13 protein-coding genes and 1 pseudogene are annotated in these 19,016 nt (G+C 38.9%); 6 read left to right on the top strand and 8 right to left on the bottom strand.

Going from position 1 to position 19,016, the window contains the following annotated elements; all coding sequences use genetic code 11:
• Positions 1–9: 9 nt before the first annotated feature.
• The 3 genes from N0M92_RS16435 to N0M92_RS16445 form a co-directional block, all read right to left on the bottom strand.
• Positions 10–1,059 carry a glycosyltransferase family 4 protein gene (locus N0M92_RS16435; protein ID WP_260286786.1) on the bottom strand — a complete coding sequence of 350 codons (1,050 nt, stop codon included), beginning with the start codon at positions 1,057–1,059 and terminating at the stop codon, positions 10–12.
• 76 nt (positions 1,060–1,135) lie between these two features.
• Positions 1,136–2,239 (bottom strand): glycosyltransferase family 4 protein, encoded by a 1,104-nt coding sequence (locus N0M92_RS16440; RefSeq protein ID WP_260286788.1) that lies wholly within the window; start codon positions 2,237–2,239, stop codon positions 1,136–1,138.
• A gap of 18 nt (positions 2,240–2,257) precedes the next feature.
• Positions 2,258–3,001, bottom strand: a complete 744-nt coding sequence (locus tag N0M92_RS16445; protein ID WP_260286789.1) for a WecB/TagA/CpsF family glycosyltransferase — start codon at positions 2,999–3,001, stop codon at positions 2,258–2,260.
• A gap of 111 nt (positions 3,002–3,112) precedes the next feature.
• Here N0M92_RS16445 and N0M92_RS16450 point away from each other — a divergent pair, with 111 nt between their 5' ends.
• Genes N0M92_RS16450 through N0M92_RS16460 form a run of 3 tightly spaced genes read left to right on the top strand, consistent with a single transcriptional unit; the run spans position 3,113 to position 7,265 of the window.
• The gene (locus tag N0M92_RS16450; RefSeq protein ID WP_260286790.1) at positions 3,113–4,543 is read left to right on the top strand and encodes an O-antigen ligase family protein; all 1,431 of its coding nucleotides are present in this window, start codon (positions 3,113–3,115) and stop codon (positions 4,541–4,543) included.
• Positions 4,544–4,547: 4 nt separating this feature from the next.
• Positions 4,548–6,074, top strand: a complete 1,527-nt coding sequence (gene murJ / locus N0M92_RS16455) for a murein biosynthesis integral membrane protein MurJ (protein ID WP_260286791.1) — start codon at positions 4,548–4,550, stop codon at positions 6,072–6,074.
• A gap of 24 nt (positions 6,075–6,098) precedes the next feature.
• Positions 6,099–7,265, top strand: a complete 1,167-nt coding sequence (locus N0M92_RS16460; RefSeq protein WP_260286792.1) for a glycosyltransferase family 4 protein — start codon at positions 6,099–6,101, stop codon at positions 7,263–7,265.
• 38 nt (positions 7,266–7,303) lie between these two features.
• Here the strand turns inward: N0M92_RS16460 and tagH are convergent, their stop codons facing one another.
• The 5 genes and pseudogenes from tagH to N0M92_RS16485 all read right to left on the bottom strand — a co-directional run bounded on the left by tagH (position 7,304) and on the right by N0M92_RS16485 (position 15,233).
• Positions 7,304–8,101, bottom strand: a complete 798-nt coding sequence (gene tagH, locus N0M92_RS16465) for a teichoic acids export ABC transporter ATP-binding subunit TagH (RefSeq protein WP_260286794.1) — start codon at positions 8,099–8,101, stop codon at positions 7,304–7,306.
• Positions 8,102–8,118: 17 nt separating this feature from the next.
• Positions 8,119–8,916, bottom strand: a complete 798-nt coding sequence (locus N0M92_RS16470) for an ABC transporter permease (RefSeq protein ID WP_260286795.1) — start codon at positions 8,914–8,916, stop codon at positions 8,119–8,121.
• Positions 8,917–8,919: 3 nt separating this feature from the next.
• Positions 8,920–10,125: pseudogene (locus tag N0M92_RS16475) on the bottom strand (CDP-glycerol glycerophosphotransferase family protein); the annotation flags it as partial.
• 139 nt (positions 10,126–10,264) lie between these two features.
• Positions 10,265–11,803: a glycosyltransferase family 2 protein gene (locus N0M92_RS16480; protein WP_260286796.1), complete on the bottom strand. Its 1,539-nt coding sequence runs from the start codon at positions 11,801–11,803 to the stop codon at positions 10,265–10,267.
• 100 nt (positions 11,804–11,903) lie between these two features.
• Positions 11,904–15,233, bottom strand: coding sequence for a CDP-glycerol glycerophosphotransferase family protein (locus N0M92_RS16485; protein WP_260286798.1), 3,330 nt, complete (start codon positions 15,231–15,233; stop codon positions 11,904–11,906).
• A gap of 865 nt (positions 15,234–16,098) precedes the next feature.
• Here N0M92_RS16485 and tagD point away from each other — a divergent pair.
• The 3 genes from tagD (at position 16,099) to N0M92_RS16500 (ending at position 18,963) form a co-directional block, all read left to right on the top strand.
• Positions 16,099–16,497 carry a glycerol-3-phosphate cytidylyltransferase gene (gene tagD, locus N0M92_RS16490; RefSeq protein WP_057278149.1) on the top strand — a complete coding sequence of 133 codons (399 nt, stop codon included), beginning with the start codon at positions 16,099–16,101 and terminating at the stop codon, positions 16,495–16,497.
• Positions 16,490–17,653, top strand: coding sequence for a CDP-glycerol glycerophosphotransferase family protein (locus N0M92_RS16495; RefSeq protein WP_260286799.1), 1,164 nt, complete (start codon positions 16,490–16,492; stop codon positions 17,651–17,653). Before tagD ends, N0M92_RS16495 begins: the two co-directional genes overlap by 8 nt.
• A 275-nt stretch (positions 17,654–17,928) precedes the next feature.
• Positions 17,929–18,963 carry a C40 family peptidase gene (locus N0M92_RS16500; RefSeq protein ID WP_260286800.1) on the top strand — a complete coding sequence of 345 codons (1,035 nt, stop codon included), beginning with the start codon at positions 17,929–17,931 and terminating at the stop codon, positions 18,961–18,963.
• The last annotated feature ends 53 nt before the right edge of the window (positions 18,964–19,016 follow it).

Raw genomic sequence — 19,016 nt, forward strand, 5'->3', positions numbered from 1 at the left:
CCAAAACGGTCATGGCTTGTTTTTAAAGTTGAGCATCTTGAGCAACGGCTGGTAGTTTGAATTGACCAAACCAATTTTCTCCACAAAAATCTCTATGATCAGCAGGAGTCCCGTCACAAGGATCAAAGCTCCCCACATCGTTGCAAATGAAAAGATTATGGCCGCTAAGCCAAAGCAAGCAGCTAAAGCGTAAATGAGCAAGACAGTCTGCTTATGAGTGAATCCCAAGTTTATCAAACAGTGATGTAAATGGGATTTATCAGCAGCCGAGATCGGCTGTTTATTGACGACCCTGCGGATAATCGCGAAAAATGTATCCGAAATGGGAACACCCAAAATGATGATCGGTACGATCAATGAAATCATCGTAACGTTTTTAAACCCTAACAGGGATAGAACGGCAATGATGTAACCTAAGAATAATGCACCTGTATCTCCCATGAAAATCTTTGCCGGATGAAAGTTATATTTCAAAAAGCCAAGAGTGCTTCCAATCACGATCAATGCGACCATAGCAACAAATAGGTCCCCTTTAATAAGGGCCATGGTTGCAATCGTCACTAATGCGATCGTTGAGACACCGCCTGCAAGGCCATCCAGTCCATCTATCAGGTTGATTGCATTAATGATGCTGACGATCCACAAAATTGTGATCGGTATACTAAAAACGCCGAATTCAAGTGTATCGGTAAAGAACGGCAAATTGATGAATTCCACTTCAAGGCCGCCCCATAATACGATAATGAGGGCCGCCAAAACCTGGCCCAGGAATTTGGGCGCAGCTCTTAATTCAAAAATATCATCAGCCATCCCGATCAAAATGATGACAAGGGCTCCCACCAGAAGGGGCAACTGCTCCCGAAAGTCATTCATGAAAAGTAAGAAGGTAATGAAAAAACTCAAAAATATAGCTAAACCGCCCATGCGCGGCATAATTTTACTATGCACTTTTCGCTCATTCGGTTTATCGGTAGCTCCTAATTTAAAGGCCAGCTTTCCGACAAAAGGAGTCAAAAAAATGGATAATAAAAAGGATACCAACAAGGCCCCTATTAACATCAAGAACCACCTCAATTCCACTAAAAATCTAATACCCATATCGATCTATATGAAAACCTATATATAAATGCTTATTTTAATTTTTCATCCTCAAATAAACATTATATACGTTTTTGGCTAAAATCTCTATAGAAAAGTTGCTTTTTGCAAATTTTTGTAAATCCGACCCTATCTTTGTCAGGTCTCCGGATTTTTTTAATTCCATGGCATTGCAGATGGCCAATTTCAGCTGTTCCACATTGCCGATATCCGTAACCCAGCCCTTGCTCCGATCGGGAATCAATTCCTGTACACCTCCGACATCACTTGTGATTGCCGGAAGACCCGATCTTGCTCCTTCAAGTAAAACAAGTGGAAAACTTTCGCTTAATGAAGTCAATAATGTGATGTCCCCTAACGGGTAGATTCGTTCTAAATCTTCACGATACCCTAAAAAGTGCACATGATCGGATAATCCCTTTTCCGAGACCATCTCTTCCAGAGCAGATCTCCTGCTCCCGTCCCCTGCAAGCAATAGCCTTACATTCGGGAATTCCGATACCACTTCACTTAATGCCGCTAAAGCAAATTCATGACCTTTCACCGGTTCAAGCCTTGCAGGCATGATGACGATGAAATCATCCTTCCCGAACCCGAAGTCTTCTCTTTGAAGCGGGAAAGGCAATTCCGTTTCAAAGTCAATTCCGTTTAGGATCTTTGTTATTTTTGAAGAATGGATTCCTTGATCAATCAAGTCTTGCTTAAAGCGGTCGGAAACTGCCAGTATATGATCGGCATATTGAAATGACCTTACATGAAGGCCTGTAAACAATTTCCCTTTTACGCCCTGCCCCAAAAAGTCATGATGAGGTGAACTGTGAACAGTAAGAAGCCAAGGGCATTTGATGAGGCGCTTTATAAAGGCACCATATATATTCGCCCGCGGACCATGTGTATGGATGATGTCTATATTATTTAGACGGATAAAGTCCCGTAAAGGTTTCAAAATTGAAAGGTCATATTTGGATTGTTGCTTGAAAAGTTCGGTTTGTATCCCGGAAGACATGGCCCGCCGGTAAAGTTCACCTTCTTCAAATACACCAAGCAAACATTCCTCTTTATTCAATTGGTTCAGTAAGGACATAATATGAAACATTCCGCCGCCAGTTTCATTACCAGCGTTTAAATGCAAGATTCTCATCCAGTCCACTCCTTATATTCAGGAACGCTGTACCGTTCTCCTTAACCGCTTAACCTTCAAAACGAATCTTGGCAGTGCAAGCATCCGTTTCCAGCGCGAAGGTTGCTGGATCAGCCGGTACAACCATTCAAGACGCATCTTTTGCCAGATAACCGGGGCGCGGTTCACCTTTCCCGCAAGGACATCAAAGCTTCCCCCAACTCCCATGAATAACCCCTTATTGAATAGCCCATAGTGCTTGGAAACCCATTTTTCCTGCCTAGGGAACCCTAATGCAGTCAAAATGATGTCAGGTTCAAGATCCGCTATCGACTTAGGCAGGGCATCATCCTTTATATCAATGTAACCATGGTTGTATCCCACCAACTCGAGACCCGGATATGATTCTTTTACTTTCAGGGCCGCCGCTTCAATCACGCTTTCCTCCGCTCCAAGCAGGTACACCTTCAGCGCTTTTTCATCAGCGACCCGAAATAATTCATTCATCAAGTCGAATCCAGTAATCCGCTCTTGTAAAGGTTGATTTAGCCATTTAGAGGCCATAATAATACCAACGCCATCCGGAGTGATGTAATCAGCCGATATAATGATGTCTTTATAATCCTGATGTTCATTTGCATACTCAACTATTTCCGGATTTGCCGTAACGATAAAGGTTTTTTCCTGATTCATCAATCTTGGATAGATCATCCCATTCATGAATTCATCCATATTGCTATCAATGAATGGTATGGATAGTATCTCAACAAACTTTTCTGTCATTTCACTTCAGCCTTTCATATGTACTATACATCTAAAGGGTGGGGTATTATTCAAGAAATTTTTTCATACACATCATAGAACGTGATTTTTGATTCAAAGGTGGTTAATCAATTGAAGTTTATAGAGAAGCAATCGTTATCCATTCTATTTCTGTGCCTGCTCGTCCCATCGGCAGTTCCTCACCCTATCGCCGGTTACATGGCAACGGCGCTGATGCTCATTTTTATCGGTATAAATAAAAAAAACCTGTTATTAATTCTATTCATTTATTTCCCTGCCCGTCCCTTATTGATGGAACTGAATAGCGGCTTAACCTATACAGGTGACCTGATCATTCTCACCTTATTCATTTCTTTGCTTATTGAAAGATTCAAAAAGAACGAATGGCAATTTTCGAAATATCATTTTACTGCGCCATTTTGGTTGTTTTGTTTAATTGGTGCCGGGGCTGCACTCATAACCGGAGTGGGAATCCTCCCCATCCTATTTGAACTCCGTGCCTTGCTTATTACATTCTTGCTTCTTTACATTATCGGTGAATTAAATCTAGAAAGAAAGGATATCTTTCGCTTTTTAAAGGTAATCCTAATATTTACGGTCTTACTTTGCCTGCATGGCATCGTGGAGAAAATCTTTTCACGTACGGTCCTGCTTCCCCATGCATGGGAAATGTGGAATCTTTCTCCTATAAACCGGATGAGGATTTATGGAGCACCTGCCAATCCTAATGTACTTGCCTTATACTTAAGCATCCAGTTATTCCTTAGTTTCTTTCTATTTCAGTCGCTGAAAAAATATAAATGGATCGTCTTCCTGGCAGCCATCCTGTTTTCCGGAACATTATTGCTTACCTATTCACGGGGCACGATGATTGCATTTGGGTTCTCGGCGCTTGTCTTTATGATTTGGACTAGAAATAAACCATTTCTCAAATATGCTGTAGGAGCACTTTGTCTCGGCCTGCTTTTTATTTATTACCCAGTTTTATTTGCATCAAGTAAAGTGGAGGTATCCGCATCGATTCCCATGGAAAATGTGGTAATTGGCAGCACTCCCTCTCCTGAACACGAACATGCCCTCTCCAATCGCTTTTCAGAGATGTTCTCTGATAAAACTCTGCACCAAAGTACGGAATGGGGCCGGTTATATGTCCTAATCAAAGGAATTGAAATTTTCACAGATCACCCGATAATCGGTACCGGGCTAGCAACCTTCGGAGATTCTGCCACACTTTCCCATTCCTCACCAATCTATCAGGATTACCAAATTGGTGAAAGGATGTATACCGATAATCAATATATCCAGATTCTGGTCCAAACTGGCGTATTGGGATTTCTTGCAGTCCTTGCATTCATCTTTTTCACCTGCCGTAAAATCCTAAAATCGGGAAATGGCACTTTAGCAGCGTTTACCATCTGCCTGATGTTGGCCGCATTATTAGCAGGACTTTTCTACAATATTCTCGAAGATAAAACGTTTACGCTGATATTTTACAGTTGTTTGGGAATCTGTTTACAGAAGGACATCATTTTAAAGGATTGAAAATATGCCTACTCTTTCACATGTCATTAAATCGGTCGGGCTCGTCACCATTATTGCAGCCATTGGAAAAGTCCTCGGTTTCGGTCGGGAATCGATCATAGCCGCCTATTTCGGGGCATCATCACTGGCAGATGTTTTTTTCGTGGCAAGCCTCATACCAACCATTCTTTTTACGGCTCTCGGCAGCGGTCTTCAGGCCGGCGTCATCCCTATTTACTTGGAAAAGAAAGCGGACAATCCGGTGAAAGCTGATGAATTCATCAGTGTTTTAGGCTCTTTCTTTATGCTGGTAGCCGGAGTCCTGACCATTGCCTGCATGATTTTCATAAAGCCGCTCGTCATGTTGACAGCCCCGGGGTTTTCTGAGTCTGAGCTTGCCCTGACGGAGTCACTGACCCGGATCATGCTGCCAAGTTTACTATTTTTCACGCTTTCATACATGGCGACGGGGGTCCTGAATGCGAATAAGCGTTTTATTCTGCCGGCACTCACTTCAACTGCACAAAACACGGTCATTATAGCAGCCACTGTATTGTTCGCTGCTCCGTTTGGGATTGAAGGATTGGCTTGGGGCTTTTTATTCGGTGCAGCAAGCCAGTTCCTTATTCAATACCCATCATTGAAGAAATACGGAATCCGGCCCATCGTCGCTTTCCTGCCCCATAAAAGGCAGATCGTTCAAACACTGTACACCTTTTATCCAATCATCATCGCCGCTTTGGCGATCCAGTTGAATAGTGTCGTCGATCGGATTATTGCGACTTCGCTCGAAACAGGGAGCGTATCGGCACTGAACTATGCGAATCGCCTGCTGTGGCTGCCATTAAGCATTGTCCTCACGCCCCTGATTACCGTATTGTATCCTTCAATCGTCGAGCGTGCACTTATAGGCTATCGCTCTTTCCTTAATTTGACCTTAAAGGGATTGAAGTCGCTATTATTTTTAGCGATTCCTTTCATGGTCGTCATGTTAATCAGCGGAAACAGCTTAATCACTCTGGCTTTCCAGCGCGGGGCATTCGATGCTTCAGCAACCGAGGTGACTTATAGGGCATTCATCTTTTATTCAGCTTGCCTCCCGTTCTTTGCACTGCGGGATTATCTGATGAACGCTTTCTACGCCTTGAAGAAAATGAAAGTGGCCATGTATTCCTGCCTGGTTGCCGTATTACTTAACGTCCTGCTCAGCTGGGTCCTATCACGTTATCTGGGCGTCGGCGGAATCGCTTTAGCATCAGGCATTTCCATGCTCCTGCAATCTCTTTACCTTTTCGGCTACCTATGGCTAAAGACAGAAAGAACGGACAAGGCCGCTTTCACGGATGTTTTTCAGGAAAGCAGCAAGCTTGCCATCATCGGAATCATCATTTACGGACTCGCTCTCTGGATCCATCCGTTAACCATGACATTACCCATCATCATGGAATTAGTGATCATTTCGCTGCTGGTATTCGGATTATATCTCGTATTATCCATTCTTTTTAAAGTAAGCAGCCTGCAAGCGGTGAAAAGGATTGGGTCATCCAAGTAATTCATTAGAAGAAGGAGAGCCATTATGAACATATTAATCACGACGATTTTCAACTACCCTCATGAAGGAGGGCTATCGAGCCATATCACTACGTTAAAAAAGGGTTTAATGTCGCGGGGCCATGATGTGGACATATTATCTTTCTCTCAATTGCCACCTTTCAAGAGGAAGATGCTCGCCCAGGCTCCGGGATTTTTATTAAATAAAGTAAAACAGGGGAGCGGCCAGCTTTTCAATGACCGGCAACGCCAAAAATTATTGGCTTCATCTATTAAAGCCTTGAAAAAGAACTATGATGTCATTAATGCTCAAGACATTTTCGCAACGCTCGCCTCCATCGAATCCGGGATACCAACGGTGCAAACCGTCCATGGGTATTATTCATTCGAGGCAGTCAGCAGGGGCGCCCTTCTTCCGGATAGTGAAGAAGATTTGATCATTCGGGAGCTGGAAAGGAAAGCTTATCAGTCAGCTGCAAAAGTGGTGACGGTCGATCGAAGGATCAAAGACTATATAAATCATTTGGCACATATAGAGGCGGATACGATCAAGAACTTCATTGACGTATCTGCTTTCAAACCGGAAATGGCAAAGCGGGAGCAAACCCGCCGGGACTTTCAAATACCCCTACATAAAAAGATGATTTTCGTTCCGAGAAGAATGACGGAAAAGAACGGTGTCATCTACCCGCTCCTTGCTCTGCCGGAGGTGCTGGAAAATCATCATGAAACGGTATTGGTCTATGCAGGTACAGGAGAACAGCGAAGGCGGCTTGAGGAAACGGCAGCCAGGCTCAAAATATCAGATTCCGTACTTTTCCTGGGTTCAGTGCCATTCGAGAAAATGCATAATCTCTATGAAACATCGGACATCGTACTCATCCCTAGCGTTCATTCCCACGGGGTGGAAGAAGCGACTTCCATTTCTGCATTGGAAGCGATGAGTTGCCGCTCACCCGTCATTGCAAGCGCAATCGGAGGTTTAAAGGAGATTCTCATTGATGGTGAAGATGGTCTGTTAGTGGAAGAAAAAAATAAGGAAGCACTGGCACAAGCCATCTCCATTCTGCTCAAAGACGCTGAATATGCAACAAAGTTAGCTGCGAAAGCAAGATATAAAATGGAAAACGAATACTCCCACCTTTCAGCTGCCGAGCGGTTTGAGAAAGCTTATGATGAAGTGCTGAACTAAAAAAAAGCAGACCCGAAGCCCGGGTCTGCTTTTCACTTTCATACCATTGCGGAACTACGCCTTTTCATTTGTTCTTCACGGTATTTTTTCTGTTCTTGTTTAGACATGGCGTTATATTCTTTTAAGAATGCTTCATATTGCGGCATTACTTCGTTCATGGCACCGTATGCCTTTAACTCTCCATATTCAAGCCATAAAGCCTTTTGGCAAAATTTCTTCATCTGACCGATTGAATGGCTGACAAAGAACATCGTTTTGCCTTTTTCCTTAAATTCGTTCATTTTCTCCAAACACTTTTCAGCAAAGTTTTTATCCCCGACTGATAAGGCTTCATCAATAATCAGGATATCTGGATCGATATGCACGGAAATGGAAAAACCAAGCCTGGACTTCATGCCGCTTGAGTAGGATTTCACCGGTTGATCAATGAACTTGCCAAGTTCTGAAAACTCGATGATCTCGGGCTCAAGTTCTTTGATCTGATTTTTGTCGAATCCGAGCATCAGCATTTTCAGTTCGATATTTTCTCTGCCCGTCAACTGATTATTCAGTCCCGATGAAACGGCAATCAAAGCAGTTTTCCCGTTAGTTTGGACATTTCCGTCCGTTGGCGGGATAATGCCTGCAATAATATTGGATAATGTGGATTTCCCTGATCCGTTGACCCCGACAAATCCTATTACATCGCCCTTTTCAGCTTCAAAACTTACATTCCTCAGAGCAAAATACTCTTCCCCATAGCTTTTGGGCAAAAGGAGATCCAATAATTTTTCCGAGTTTTTATTATATAATTTATATTTTTTTGTTATATCTTTGACTATTACCGATTTTTCCAACTTTTCTCACTTCCAGTTTACTTAAAGTCAACAAAGCGATCTCTAAACCTGACATGCAGCGAGGAACCTATCAAAAACAAGATGATAACGACTGCCCAGAAATAAAGCGTATATTCCCAATGCTCTATTAGATACCATGATTCCCCCAACAACGATGCTCGATACCCCTCCACAATATAATATAGGGGATTCAGCTTCATGATGTTGACTATGACAGGATGGTCCTTAGCATCCATTACCCAAAGGATTGGTGTTAAATAAAACAAGACTTTCATTAAGGACACGATTATATTATGAACGTCACGAATGATGGTTGATAATGTTGAAGAGATTAACCCAAACGAAAATAACAGCAAGACCGTCGCAACAATATAATACGGCAGCTGCAAGATATAGACTGTTGGGAGGTATCCAGTAAAACCTAATAGGATGATGATGACTCCCAGCAGCATTAAATGCTGATACAACTTGGCAAAGATGACATACGATGGGATGACACTCATCGGAAAGCTCATCTTGGATACCATATTCAGGCGGGAAAAGACGGATTTGGACGTTTGAGTTATTGAAGGATTCACAAAAAACCAGACAACGATCCCTGCCATAAGCCATGGAAGGAAATTTTCACCGCGATTTAAGATTATAAATCCGAATACAAACCAATAAATCGCAATCTGTATCATCGGATTGATGATTTCCCATAGGATTCCCAGGTAGTTATTGCTGTTGGCACTTTTCACTTCATAAACAGATAAACGCCTTACCAAATAAAAACTATTGATTTGTTCTTTTAAAACGGTCAAAGCTGAACTCATAAATTACACAGACCTTCCTAAAAACACTTTTTCTACGACACGGCGTGAAGCCTGGCCATCCTCGAGTGCACAAAACCGCTCGTGAAAATGATTGATATCATTGGTATTTTCGTATTTCACCGTCTTGATACTATCAATGACCGCATCAGATGTTTTGACTAACAAACCAGGTGCATTCTTTTCAAAGTCAAAGTAAAACCCGCGAAGCTTGTCCCTGTAATTTTCAATATCATATACATAGAAAAGCATCGGACGCTGTAAATTTGCGTAATCAAAGAATACGGATGAATAATCAGTTATTAATAAATCCGAAATAAGATACAAATGACTGATATCCTCGTAACCGGATAAATCATAGGCGAATCCATGATACGCCGATAAATCCAAATTCTCTGAAACCAAGTAATGAAGACGGAGCAAAATGACATACTCCTCCCCCAATTCCCGTTTCATTCGATCCAGGTCCAGCTTTATTTCAAACTTATATTTTCCCTTGCTATAGAACTCATCGTCCCTCCAAGTCGGGGCATATAAAACGATTCTTTTCTCTATTGGTATACCCAACTTCTGTTTCAATGAGTCGATTGTATCACGATTATCCCCATTGTAAAGTATATCATTACGAGGATAACCAGTTTCCAGAATTTTAGAAGTATCGACATTGAAGGCCCTGGCAAAAATTTCACTGGAATAAGCATTCGGTGAAATTAAATAATCCCATTTACTTGATTCGGCATGGAAATTTTCTTTATATTTATCCGTCGTTGTTCCAGGCATATGAACTTCATCCATATCCGCCGCAAGTTTCTTTAATGGAGTACCATGCCACGTTTGCAAATAGATCGTGTGCTTCGGCTTCGGAATCCAAAGCGGGAGCCTGCTGTTCGTTACCCAATAATGGGCCCTTGTCATTTTGAGCAGCCAACTGAATGAAAAACGATTGAGATATGGGATGCCTGCCTCTTCGAAATGAGCTGTATATCTTTTATCCACGCTCCAATACATTTTATATTCAGGATGGTGACTCTGCAAGTATTCATAAATCGCCCGGGGATTGCAGCTATACTGCTTGCCCAAAAAGCTCTCGAAAATAACAAGCTTCCGGTCCACCGGCAATACTGTGCCCGCCATTGCAAAAGCCATTTTATATCCTCTTAAAAAAATTGCTTTTGCCTTATTTTTAACTAGCGATAGAAGGGAAGGTCTCTTTGAGGTTTGTATTTTTTCATTTGACATATCCGATCTCCCTTTTTATTGATTAATGATATTGGAACCATGCTAATACATCGAATGAAAAATAAGCTCGCCCAATAGAAGGGAGAGCTTATTTTTGGTGTACTCCTAACAGCTACTCCAAAGACTTTATTGCCAGTCCCAAATTATTTGCCACTGTTGTATAAAACTCCACATTTTTCTTATTATACGTCATCTTATTTTTCAGGATTCTTTTAATATTCACCAATTGATAATCATTGTAGCGAATGAACACCGTAAATAACGACTTTTCCATTTTATCAATTTCATCTAATGAAACAGTGAAATAGCCTCTATTACCTTCTATTTGAACTCCGCAATTGATTTCATTGTCAATTCTTGTCCTATCACGTATCAATACAGAATCTATGTTGTCTATATCATCACCATAAATCTCAAAACTTTGGTGGTAGACATCATCCATAATATAAGAATCCAGTGCACGGGCAAGCATCGGTATCCTGACAAAGCGATATTCGTCTTTCAGAAATGGAAGTTCATAATAAGGTAAACCATCTTTTATATGGTATTTTTTATTGGAATCTCGCTTTAACCATTCAAACAACTTTACGAAATCATCAATACGATCCTCCATGAATAATTCAAGTGCCAATTTATAAATAGGTACTTTAAATTCATTTTTGAAGTCATATGACAAGTTTTTCGCAGTTTCGACAGCTTCCCTTAATATTTCTATAAAATCTTCTTTATTCTTGGATTTCACAAAGATTTGACTGTCGAACGTTTTTACAATATCGTACTCATAAATCCGGTTAAGAGCCACCTTTTTCAATTCAATGGCCATATCCTTGGATTGAATATACTTTATTATTTCAATATCCGCTTTTCTTTTGTCCAACACATTCGTGACACGTGTTAAAGAAGAGGGGTTTTCCGACGTTCTATTGACATAATAAATAGGTTTTTTAGTAGTTGATACAGCTCTGACTTTAAAGAAAACATCAGTAAAAAACCATTTATCTTCACCGAATTTCATATTCGGAAAACCAATTTCATTTTCTTTAACCATATGCAGATTCATCATTCTGGCCGTTGGACCCATATGATAAAAAAAGTGCGGTACATCCATCGGGGTGATGCTTCTTCTTTCTTTAATGGAAGCAAACTCACCGATCACACTCTCTGACCCAGATTCGACTTTTACCGTTTTGCCCACTACATAATCATCACCGGTTTCCTCCAAGATGTTATAGAGGCTTTCCAGTCCATCATGGGCAAGCCAGTCATCCGCGTCCAAAAAAGTTATATATTTGGATGTTCCCAATTCTATTCCAATGTTTCTCGGAGTCCCAGGTGACCCATTATTTTGTTTTAGGGTAACTGAACAGATATTCTTATATTTGGCTGTATACTCTTGAATGATTTTACTTGTACCATCTGTCGAACAATCATCAATGATAATATATTCAATCCGATCTATGCCCATGGTTTGATTGATTACTGATTCAATCGTTTTCCTGATGAATTTTTCAGCATTATATGCAGCAGTGACTACCGTAACTTTTTTTCCTTTTCCTAAAAATTTATTTCTTAAGCTTACAGGGCTATTTTTAAATTGAATATTACCGCTCTTTAAAAGTTCCCTCGCTTTTTGACGTACCAAGAAATTCATACGATTCCTCTCTCCTTTTATGTCTAGAGGTAACATTGACGTTCGACTTGGGCAGCCAAATTACCAGTTACTTAAGCAACAATACCCTTTATCTTAGGAATCAATCATTAAAAAATTTATCCACGATTCTCTGGGTAGCTTTACCATCCTCTATTCCACAATACTTCTCTCTAAATAAACCATATCTTTCTTTATATTGCATGTTTATTTCATCAATATTGGTAATAGTTTCGATAATCTCCTCAGTTGTTTTTAAAAATGGACCAGGCGCTTCCTTTTCAAAATCCATATAGAATCCACGGATGTTATCTCTGTAATCTTCCAGATCATACGTGTAATACAAAATCGGCCGGGCGGTATTAGCGAAATCGAACATTACTGAAGAATAATCCGTAATCAATATATCGGAAATCAGGTAAAGTTCCTGAATATCTGAATAATTGGATACGTTTATCACAAAATCCTCAAATTCACTCGGGATGCTGAGATTATTACTGATAACGACATGCATCCTTAATAACAGGATATATTCATCCCCTAGTTCTTCCTTCATTCTTTCCAAATCAAATTTCAGTTCGAAAATAAATTTATTGTTTTTCGATGTTTGATTATCCCGGAATGTAGGAGCATATAAGATGACTTTTTTTCCTTTTGGTATCTTCAATTTTTCCATCACCGAATTGGAAATTATTGAAGCATCTTCCCTGTAAAACAAATCATTTCTTGGATATCCCGTTTCTAAAATTTCCCCTTCATACTTAAAAGCGCTTCTGAAGGCCGTGGATGCGTATGGACTTGGTGATATTAAATAATCCCATGTTCTCGTTGCACCATGCACTCGATCTAAGTACCCATCGTCTCTTCCTTGAATATTGTCTATATCAAATAGCATTTTTTTCAAAGGGGTACCATGCCAAGTCTGAATATAAGTCGTTTCCTTCCTTTTGCTTAAATAGGTAGGGAAGTTTTGATTATTTATCCAATAACCTGCTTTGGCTAAATAATAATAGTATTCCGGACTTAAGCGTTTTATCAGCTTCGTATTCTTTCCTTTTATCGGTAAATTACCATTATACACCCAAACTTTTTTATATTTATTATCCCTTTTGACCAGTTCTTCATAAATATACTTGGGGCTATCGGCGAATTGCTTCCCTATCCCACTTTCAAAAAGAATAAGGTTCCGGTCAACCGGGATAACCCTGGACATGATTTTATAAACTTTTTTCATGACAGGGAAATATTTATCACTCTTCCTAAACCGATTCAAAATGAGTTTCGATATTGGATGGTTATATAATTTAATTAGTGAATTTTGATCTTTTTCTGCATTTTGAATCACTTCGAATATCCTTGAATTAGAATGGACATCGCGATATTTAATAAAACGGTTGGCTTTGTCCATATACTTCTTCTTCATGACAAAATCAGTATTGGCATATTCGGCTAATACACCCAATAATTCATCCAATTCATTCACGATTTCACCAGGAAGATCGTTATCCAAATCCAAATGTGAAGGTCTTTTCCCTATGAAATGATCTCTATCAAATTGATAGTAAATAACCGGTTTATGCAGAAAACTAAAGTCAAAAGCAACACTTGAATAGTCCGTGATCATAATCGCACTTTCCTTGATTAATCTTTGGACATCCACTTCCCCCTGACTAATTACCCTAACAGGGGCATCCTTAAAATAAGATGTGAATTTCTGCATATTAGGGTGAAGGCAAAAAATGATTTCAAACCCATCTTTTTTAGATAGATCATGTAATACCGGGTGATTCACTAACTTCTGATACCTTTCAAAATACTCGCTTTCCAAAAATATTTCATCGGAAGTAATCCAATCTCTCCATGTTGGAATGATCAATAATTGCCTCTTTGTTGAAACATCATCCTTAAACAGCGAGTCGAACCTCGAAAGTCCCGTCGCGAATACTTCTTTTTCGTTGTAACCAAAATCAGTTACAATCATATCCTTTTCAAAGTCTGAACTTACCAGAAAAACATCCGTACTAAAACCGGAGACTGCATTTTTCCCGTAGTTTGCCACCATATTCTTAGTGCCCATAACACCATGTTGAAGAAAAACCTTAACTCCCTTGACACGATTTTTAAATTCGGATGTCCTTAAAGGATATAAATAATCCGGGTGATGTGATGAAATGATACGTGTCGATTCCATTGTCTTTTTAATATGATCCTTTGACTTGAAATAAAGTACATTTCCAAGGGGCTCGACGTTCTTGGCTTCCACGGAATTTTCCTCTATTACATAATACACTTCTTTTTCTGGATGATTTTCCCTCATATATTTAAAAAAGTGATATCCGGTATCCTGGGCTTTATACGTTCTTTCTCCAACTAGCCAGACATCCTTTTTCTTTTTAAATAAAGTCAGGTATCTCCTCCATCCCATCATCCTTTTTAGATACCGATAACTTTCTGTAGTGAAGTTAAACACTTCCAAAGATAAATTGGATGCTTTAAAGGTATAGTAAGGATTGACGATAGCCACTCCATCATTCGAGCTGACATCGGTCTCTTTAGTAAATAATTTAGTTCTGGTGGTTGGTCTTCCGACGCGTACCATTTTCGGCTCTTCCTGATCATGTAAATGTAGTCTCATGTAAATGTCATATACATCATCTTCCAATTCCGCACTGACTAATTGTTCTAGATCCAATCTCAAATCATATATATAACGATTAAGTCCATATTTCTTAATAATCATTTCCTCATTATGAATAAAAGATATATTTGCCTGATATTCTTTGGAACTTTGCCTTCCTTTTACAAGGCCCTCGCCTTTTATGATTCTTGAATGCTTGGTGAAAATTTGACCATTAATTTGCATGGTTTTCGACTTATTTTTAATTTTTTCAATTTGAGACTTAATCGAAATTTTAGGGACCACATTGAAGTAAAGAGATAAATTCCCCTTATTCGTTATAGAGAATATACTTTGGTTATCTTCATATTTATAAATACTCAAATTGTTCGCGTGCGTTTCCTGGAAACGCCCGAAACGAATTGGATATTCGATATGAACCTGTTCGTTCACTTCTACATATTCGGCTTTATGCTCGATACTAAGTATCGTTTTTTTGCTCAGCCTTTCAACTGGAACGGAAATCTTTATGTAACAGTCAAAAACAGTCGGTTCAACATCTTCTAATTTCCGCATTAAATCCTTCATATCTACTTTAAACTCAAATTTAGATGTGCTCACTGATTCAGCTATTTTTATTTTTTGATTTTCATTATCCCTAGAATATAGCCATAGTTCTTTTGCGCAATAATGTTCTATTGAAAATTGCCCTTTTATCAACAGTTTATTTTCCTCTTGCACAATGGTCAGAACTTGTTTCAGCTTAATTTTAGGAGCTTTTTTTGCTTTCCCTTTTCCAAGAAGCTTTTTAATCATTTTAGACCACCTATAACAAATTATTATTTAAATAAAATGAATCATTCATTATACTTTAAAATCATAAACTTTTTTCGGTTTTTCCTCAATATCATTAAACAGACAGGCATTTCGTCCATAAATTACCTTTAATCCCTCAGATAAACAAAAAAGATAATATTGGTTAGTTCGAGACTGGAAATGAACATACTGAAACTGAAAACATTTCGTAAATATGTTCGTTCTTCCATGTTGCCAGAATGGAAAGGGAATAGCAAAAACATGTTTCTAATTGTAAAGAAGTCTTCTAAACATCAAAGTGAACGCTTTCAAAACAGCCAACTGTTATACTTGCACTTCTATTAAATGTGAAGCGATAGATTGATGGCCTATACCTGCCCCCTCCCGCAGTTTCACCTTCACCATTTACAGGGATTTATGATGCTCCTCTAGTTGTTCTCTCCTAAACGTGGTAAAATTGTGAATGGCTTATTCTGATTGCAGCAAGATGAAATTTTCTTATCCTATCGTTCATTTTAAGAATAAATACCATTCAGTATAAACCATGCATTTCTATAGCTACTTTATTATGCCCTACAGAGTAAGACAAATTAGTCAACATTTTATTTTAGCTTAAAAATTAATATTTACAATAATCATCAATGTAAAAAATTGTGGTTTATTTGTAAAAAAAATGTGGTTTATTTGTAAAGCTATTAAGTTATAATTAGTTAGAGAATGCCATTGTCTAAAAAAATATAGGAATAAAACAAGCAGAATTGAAATGCTAGCTGCCTGTTTCATTGTTCCATTTCATATTCTAATAGACCAAATATATATGATTTTGATTGAATGACAGTTTAAGAGTCTTAAAGGAGGAATAAAAATGAAGAAAGTAATCACTTACGGAACCTTTGATTTGCTTCATTGGGGCCATATCAATCTATTAAAACGCGCTAAAGATTTAGGAGATTATCTGATTGTTGCCATTTCGACGGATGAATTCAATGCTTTAAAAGATAAAAAAGCTTATCATAGCTTTGAAAATAGAAAAATGATCCTTGAATCAATCCGTTATGTGGATGAAGTTATACCGGAAGACAATTGGGAACAAAAGAGGGAAGACATCGTTCGTGAAGGTGTAGATATTTTTGTAATGGGTGATGACTGGAAAGGCCAATTCGATGAATTATCCGAAGTTTGTGAAGTGGTCTACCTTCCAAGGACAATCGGCATTTCGACTTCCCAAATTAAAGATGACCTTTTACAAGTTACTAATGGCTAAAGAATTCGCGATAGGGATTTATCTTTTTTGTTTCAAAGTTTTATTCTCTATCTTTAAACTTTTCCCTTCACATGACAAAACGACCTTTGTCACATCATTCGGGGACAATTGCCAATATATCGCAGATGAAATGGACAAGCAGGACATTTCCGTTCAAAAAGTTTTTTTAATGAAATCAAGCAGTTCTATACAAGTTAGGGACGATGGGGAAACCATCGTCCTTCCGTTTGAATCAAAAGATATCATTGCCATGATCCGGTCGATTTATCATCTGGCTACATCAAAATGGATCATCATCGATAATTATTTTGGCTTTCTTTCAGCCATTACATTCAAAAAGCAAGTGACATGTGTTCAAGTGTGGCATGCGGCAGGTGCCGTTAAGCAATTCGGGGCAAAGGACCCTTCCATTCAAAACCGTTCAGCCGGTGCAAGGAAAAGATTTTTAGAGGTATATAAAAGATTTGATTATGTTACGGCAGGTTCAGAAATAATGGCAGGGATTTATCAGGAAAGTTTTCAACTGCCAGCATCCCATATCCTAAGGACTGGAATACCTCGGACCGATTTCTTCTTTAATGATGAATCAAAAAGAACTGCCCGTAATGCTTTGCTGGCCAAGTATCCAGAACTTGAGCATAAGAAAATCATGTTATATGCCCCTACATTTCGTAATGACGGCTTGAACGACGGAGAGATTGCACTTGATTTGGAATTGCTCTTCAAGGAACTTCAGGACGAAGATTATGCGTTATTACTGAAACTGCATCCAGCTGTAAAAGCAGAGCATGATTTACAAGATAAGTTTCCGGGATTCATTTACCCTGTCAATAGTGAATTTCACGTTAATCAACTGCTGATCAGTACGGATCTTTTAATTACCGATTACTCATCGATACCATTTGAATTCTCTTTTTTGGGAAGACCTATGATATTCTTTGCATATGACTTAGAAAAGTATGTGCAGGAACGAGGATTCTGGGAGGACTACTCTTCTTCCATGCCTGGACCCGTGGTATCTACCACAGAAGAGCTCCTAAGGGAAATCCGTACCTCCGATCATTCATTAATGAAGATCGCTTCCTTTAACCAAAAATGGAATGAATACTCCACGGGAAATTCAAGCAGGGATTTAGTTGATTTCCTTTTTAAATAAAACCACCCACTTCGTAAAACGAAGTGGGTTTTCATTTTTTCAAACATACCCTAAAAACAGGTGTATTTTTACAGCAAATGACAAACGAAAACATAAAAATCCACAATGTGAAAAAAGACTCATAATATAGAAAATATTGTAGATTACAATACTCAAACCCCACCAATATAAACCAGTAAAATAATACTATTTTCCCCATGTAATAAAAATGTAATATGTTTATCCCCAAATAATTTGTTAGAATAGGGAAAAAGACATATTAGAGGTGGAAAACCGTGAAAAAAAGTGTTGTCGCATTTTCGACATTAGCCATTTTATCTTCGACTTTTGTTTCTCCTGCCCTTGCCGGTACATATACAGTTAAAAGCGGTGATAACTTAAGTAAAATCGCCCAGAAGCATAATACGACGGTAAAAGACTTAAAACAGCTTAATAACTTAAAATCAGACTTTTTGAGTATCAATCAGAAATTAATTACACCCAACTCCACAACAACATCAAATGCTTCTTCTGTTTCCGTGAAAAAAACAAATAAAACCACATATACCATTGTTTCAGGTGATACCTTAACAAGGATAGCAAACAAGCATGACCTTACACTTGCTGAATTGATGAAAATGAATAACTTAAAATCCGATAGAATTTATGCAGGCGCCAAACTTATCGTATCTAAATCAACCACCACCACTACCATTGATTTACCAGGCAGCTCCAAACCATCCAATGTGACACAGACCCCAGCCAATTCGTCTATATACATAGTGGTAAAAGGTGATACCCTTTCTAAGATTTCCAAGGAAACCAACTTGTCTGTAGCCCAGCTTAAATCAATCAATTCGTTAAAGTCCGATTTAATCAGAGTGGGTCAAAAACTAAAATTAAGTAAATCGGCAAGCACTGCAGATAATAACGATGTTGGAAAAGTGGAAGCCCCAAGTTCGGGGAACAAAGTGGCCAAGCTCGTTTCCGAAGCAAAGAAATTAATTGGTACACCTTATTCGTGGGCGGGTGCCTCCCCATCAGGTTTCGATTGCAGCGGATTTATTTACTATACGTTCAAGAAGGCTGGGTATGATGTTCCGAGGCTTTCATCTTCCACATATTATGATATGGGTAAAAAAGTTACTTCACCGAAAACCGGCGATCTTATCTTCTTTGCAACTGGTTCCAATAAATCAGTGGTAAACCATATGGGAATCTACTTGGGCGGCGGGGAATTCATTCATGCCTCATCAAGTAAGGGAGTAACAATCAGTGCTACTTCAAACTCTTATTTCAAAAGTAAATTCATCGGTTATAGAAGTTTATAAGATTTTTTTTGCCAGACTTTCCTCTTAAAGTCTGGCAATTTCATGCAAAAGTA

Source organism: Peribacillus aracenensis (assembly GCF_025175645.1).
Taxonomy (GTDB): Bacteria; Bacillota; Bacilli; order Bacillales; family DSM-1321; genus Peribacillus; species Peribacillus aracenensis.

Excerpts from the sequence above, each read along its gene's own strand:
- N0M92_RS16435 (WP_260286786.1), bottom strand. The coding sequence starts at position 1,059 with ATGTTAATAGGGGCCTTGTTGGTATCCTTTTTATTATCCATTTTTTTG.
- N0M92_RS16440 (WP_260286788.1), bottom strand. The coding sequence starts at position 2,239 with ATGAGAATCTTGCATTTAAACGCTGGTAATGAAACTGGCGGCGGAATG.
- N0M92_RS16445 (WP_260286789.1), bottom strand. The coding sequence starts at position 3,001 with ATGACAGAAAAGTTTGTTGAGATACTATCCATACCATTCATTGATAGC.
- murJ (WP_260286791.1), top strand. The coding sequence starts at position 4,548 with ATGCCTACTCTTTCACATGTCATTAAATCGGTCGGGCTCGTCACCATT.
- N0M92_RS16460 (WP_260286792.1), top strand. The coding sequence starts at position 6,099 with ATGAACATATTAATCACGACGATTTTCAACTACCCTCATGAAGGAGGG.
- N0M92_RS16470 (WP_260286795.1), bottom strand. The coding sequence starts at position 8,916 with ATGAGTTCAGCTTTGACCGTTTTAAAAGAACAAATCAATAGTTTTTAT.
- N0M92_RS16480 (WP_260286796.1), bottom strand. The coding sequence starts at position 11,803 with ATGAATTTCTTGGTACGTCAAAAAGCGAGGGAACTTTTAAAGAGCGGT.
- N0M92_RS16485 (WP_260286798.1), bottom strand. The coding sequence starts at position 15,233 with ATGATTAAAAAGCTTCTTGGAAAAGGGAAAGCAAAAAAAGCTCCTAAA.
- tagD (WP_057278149.1), top strand. The coding sequence starts at position 16,099 with ATGAAGAAAGTAATCACTTACGGAACCTTTGATTTGCTTCATTGGGGC.
- N0M92_RS16495 (WP_260286799.1), top strand. The coding sequence starts at position 16,490 with ATGGCTAAAGAATTCGCGATAGGGATTTATCTTTTTTGTTTCAAAGTT.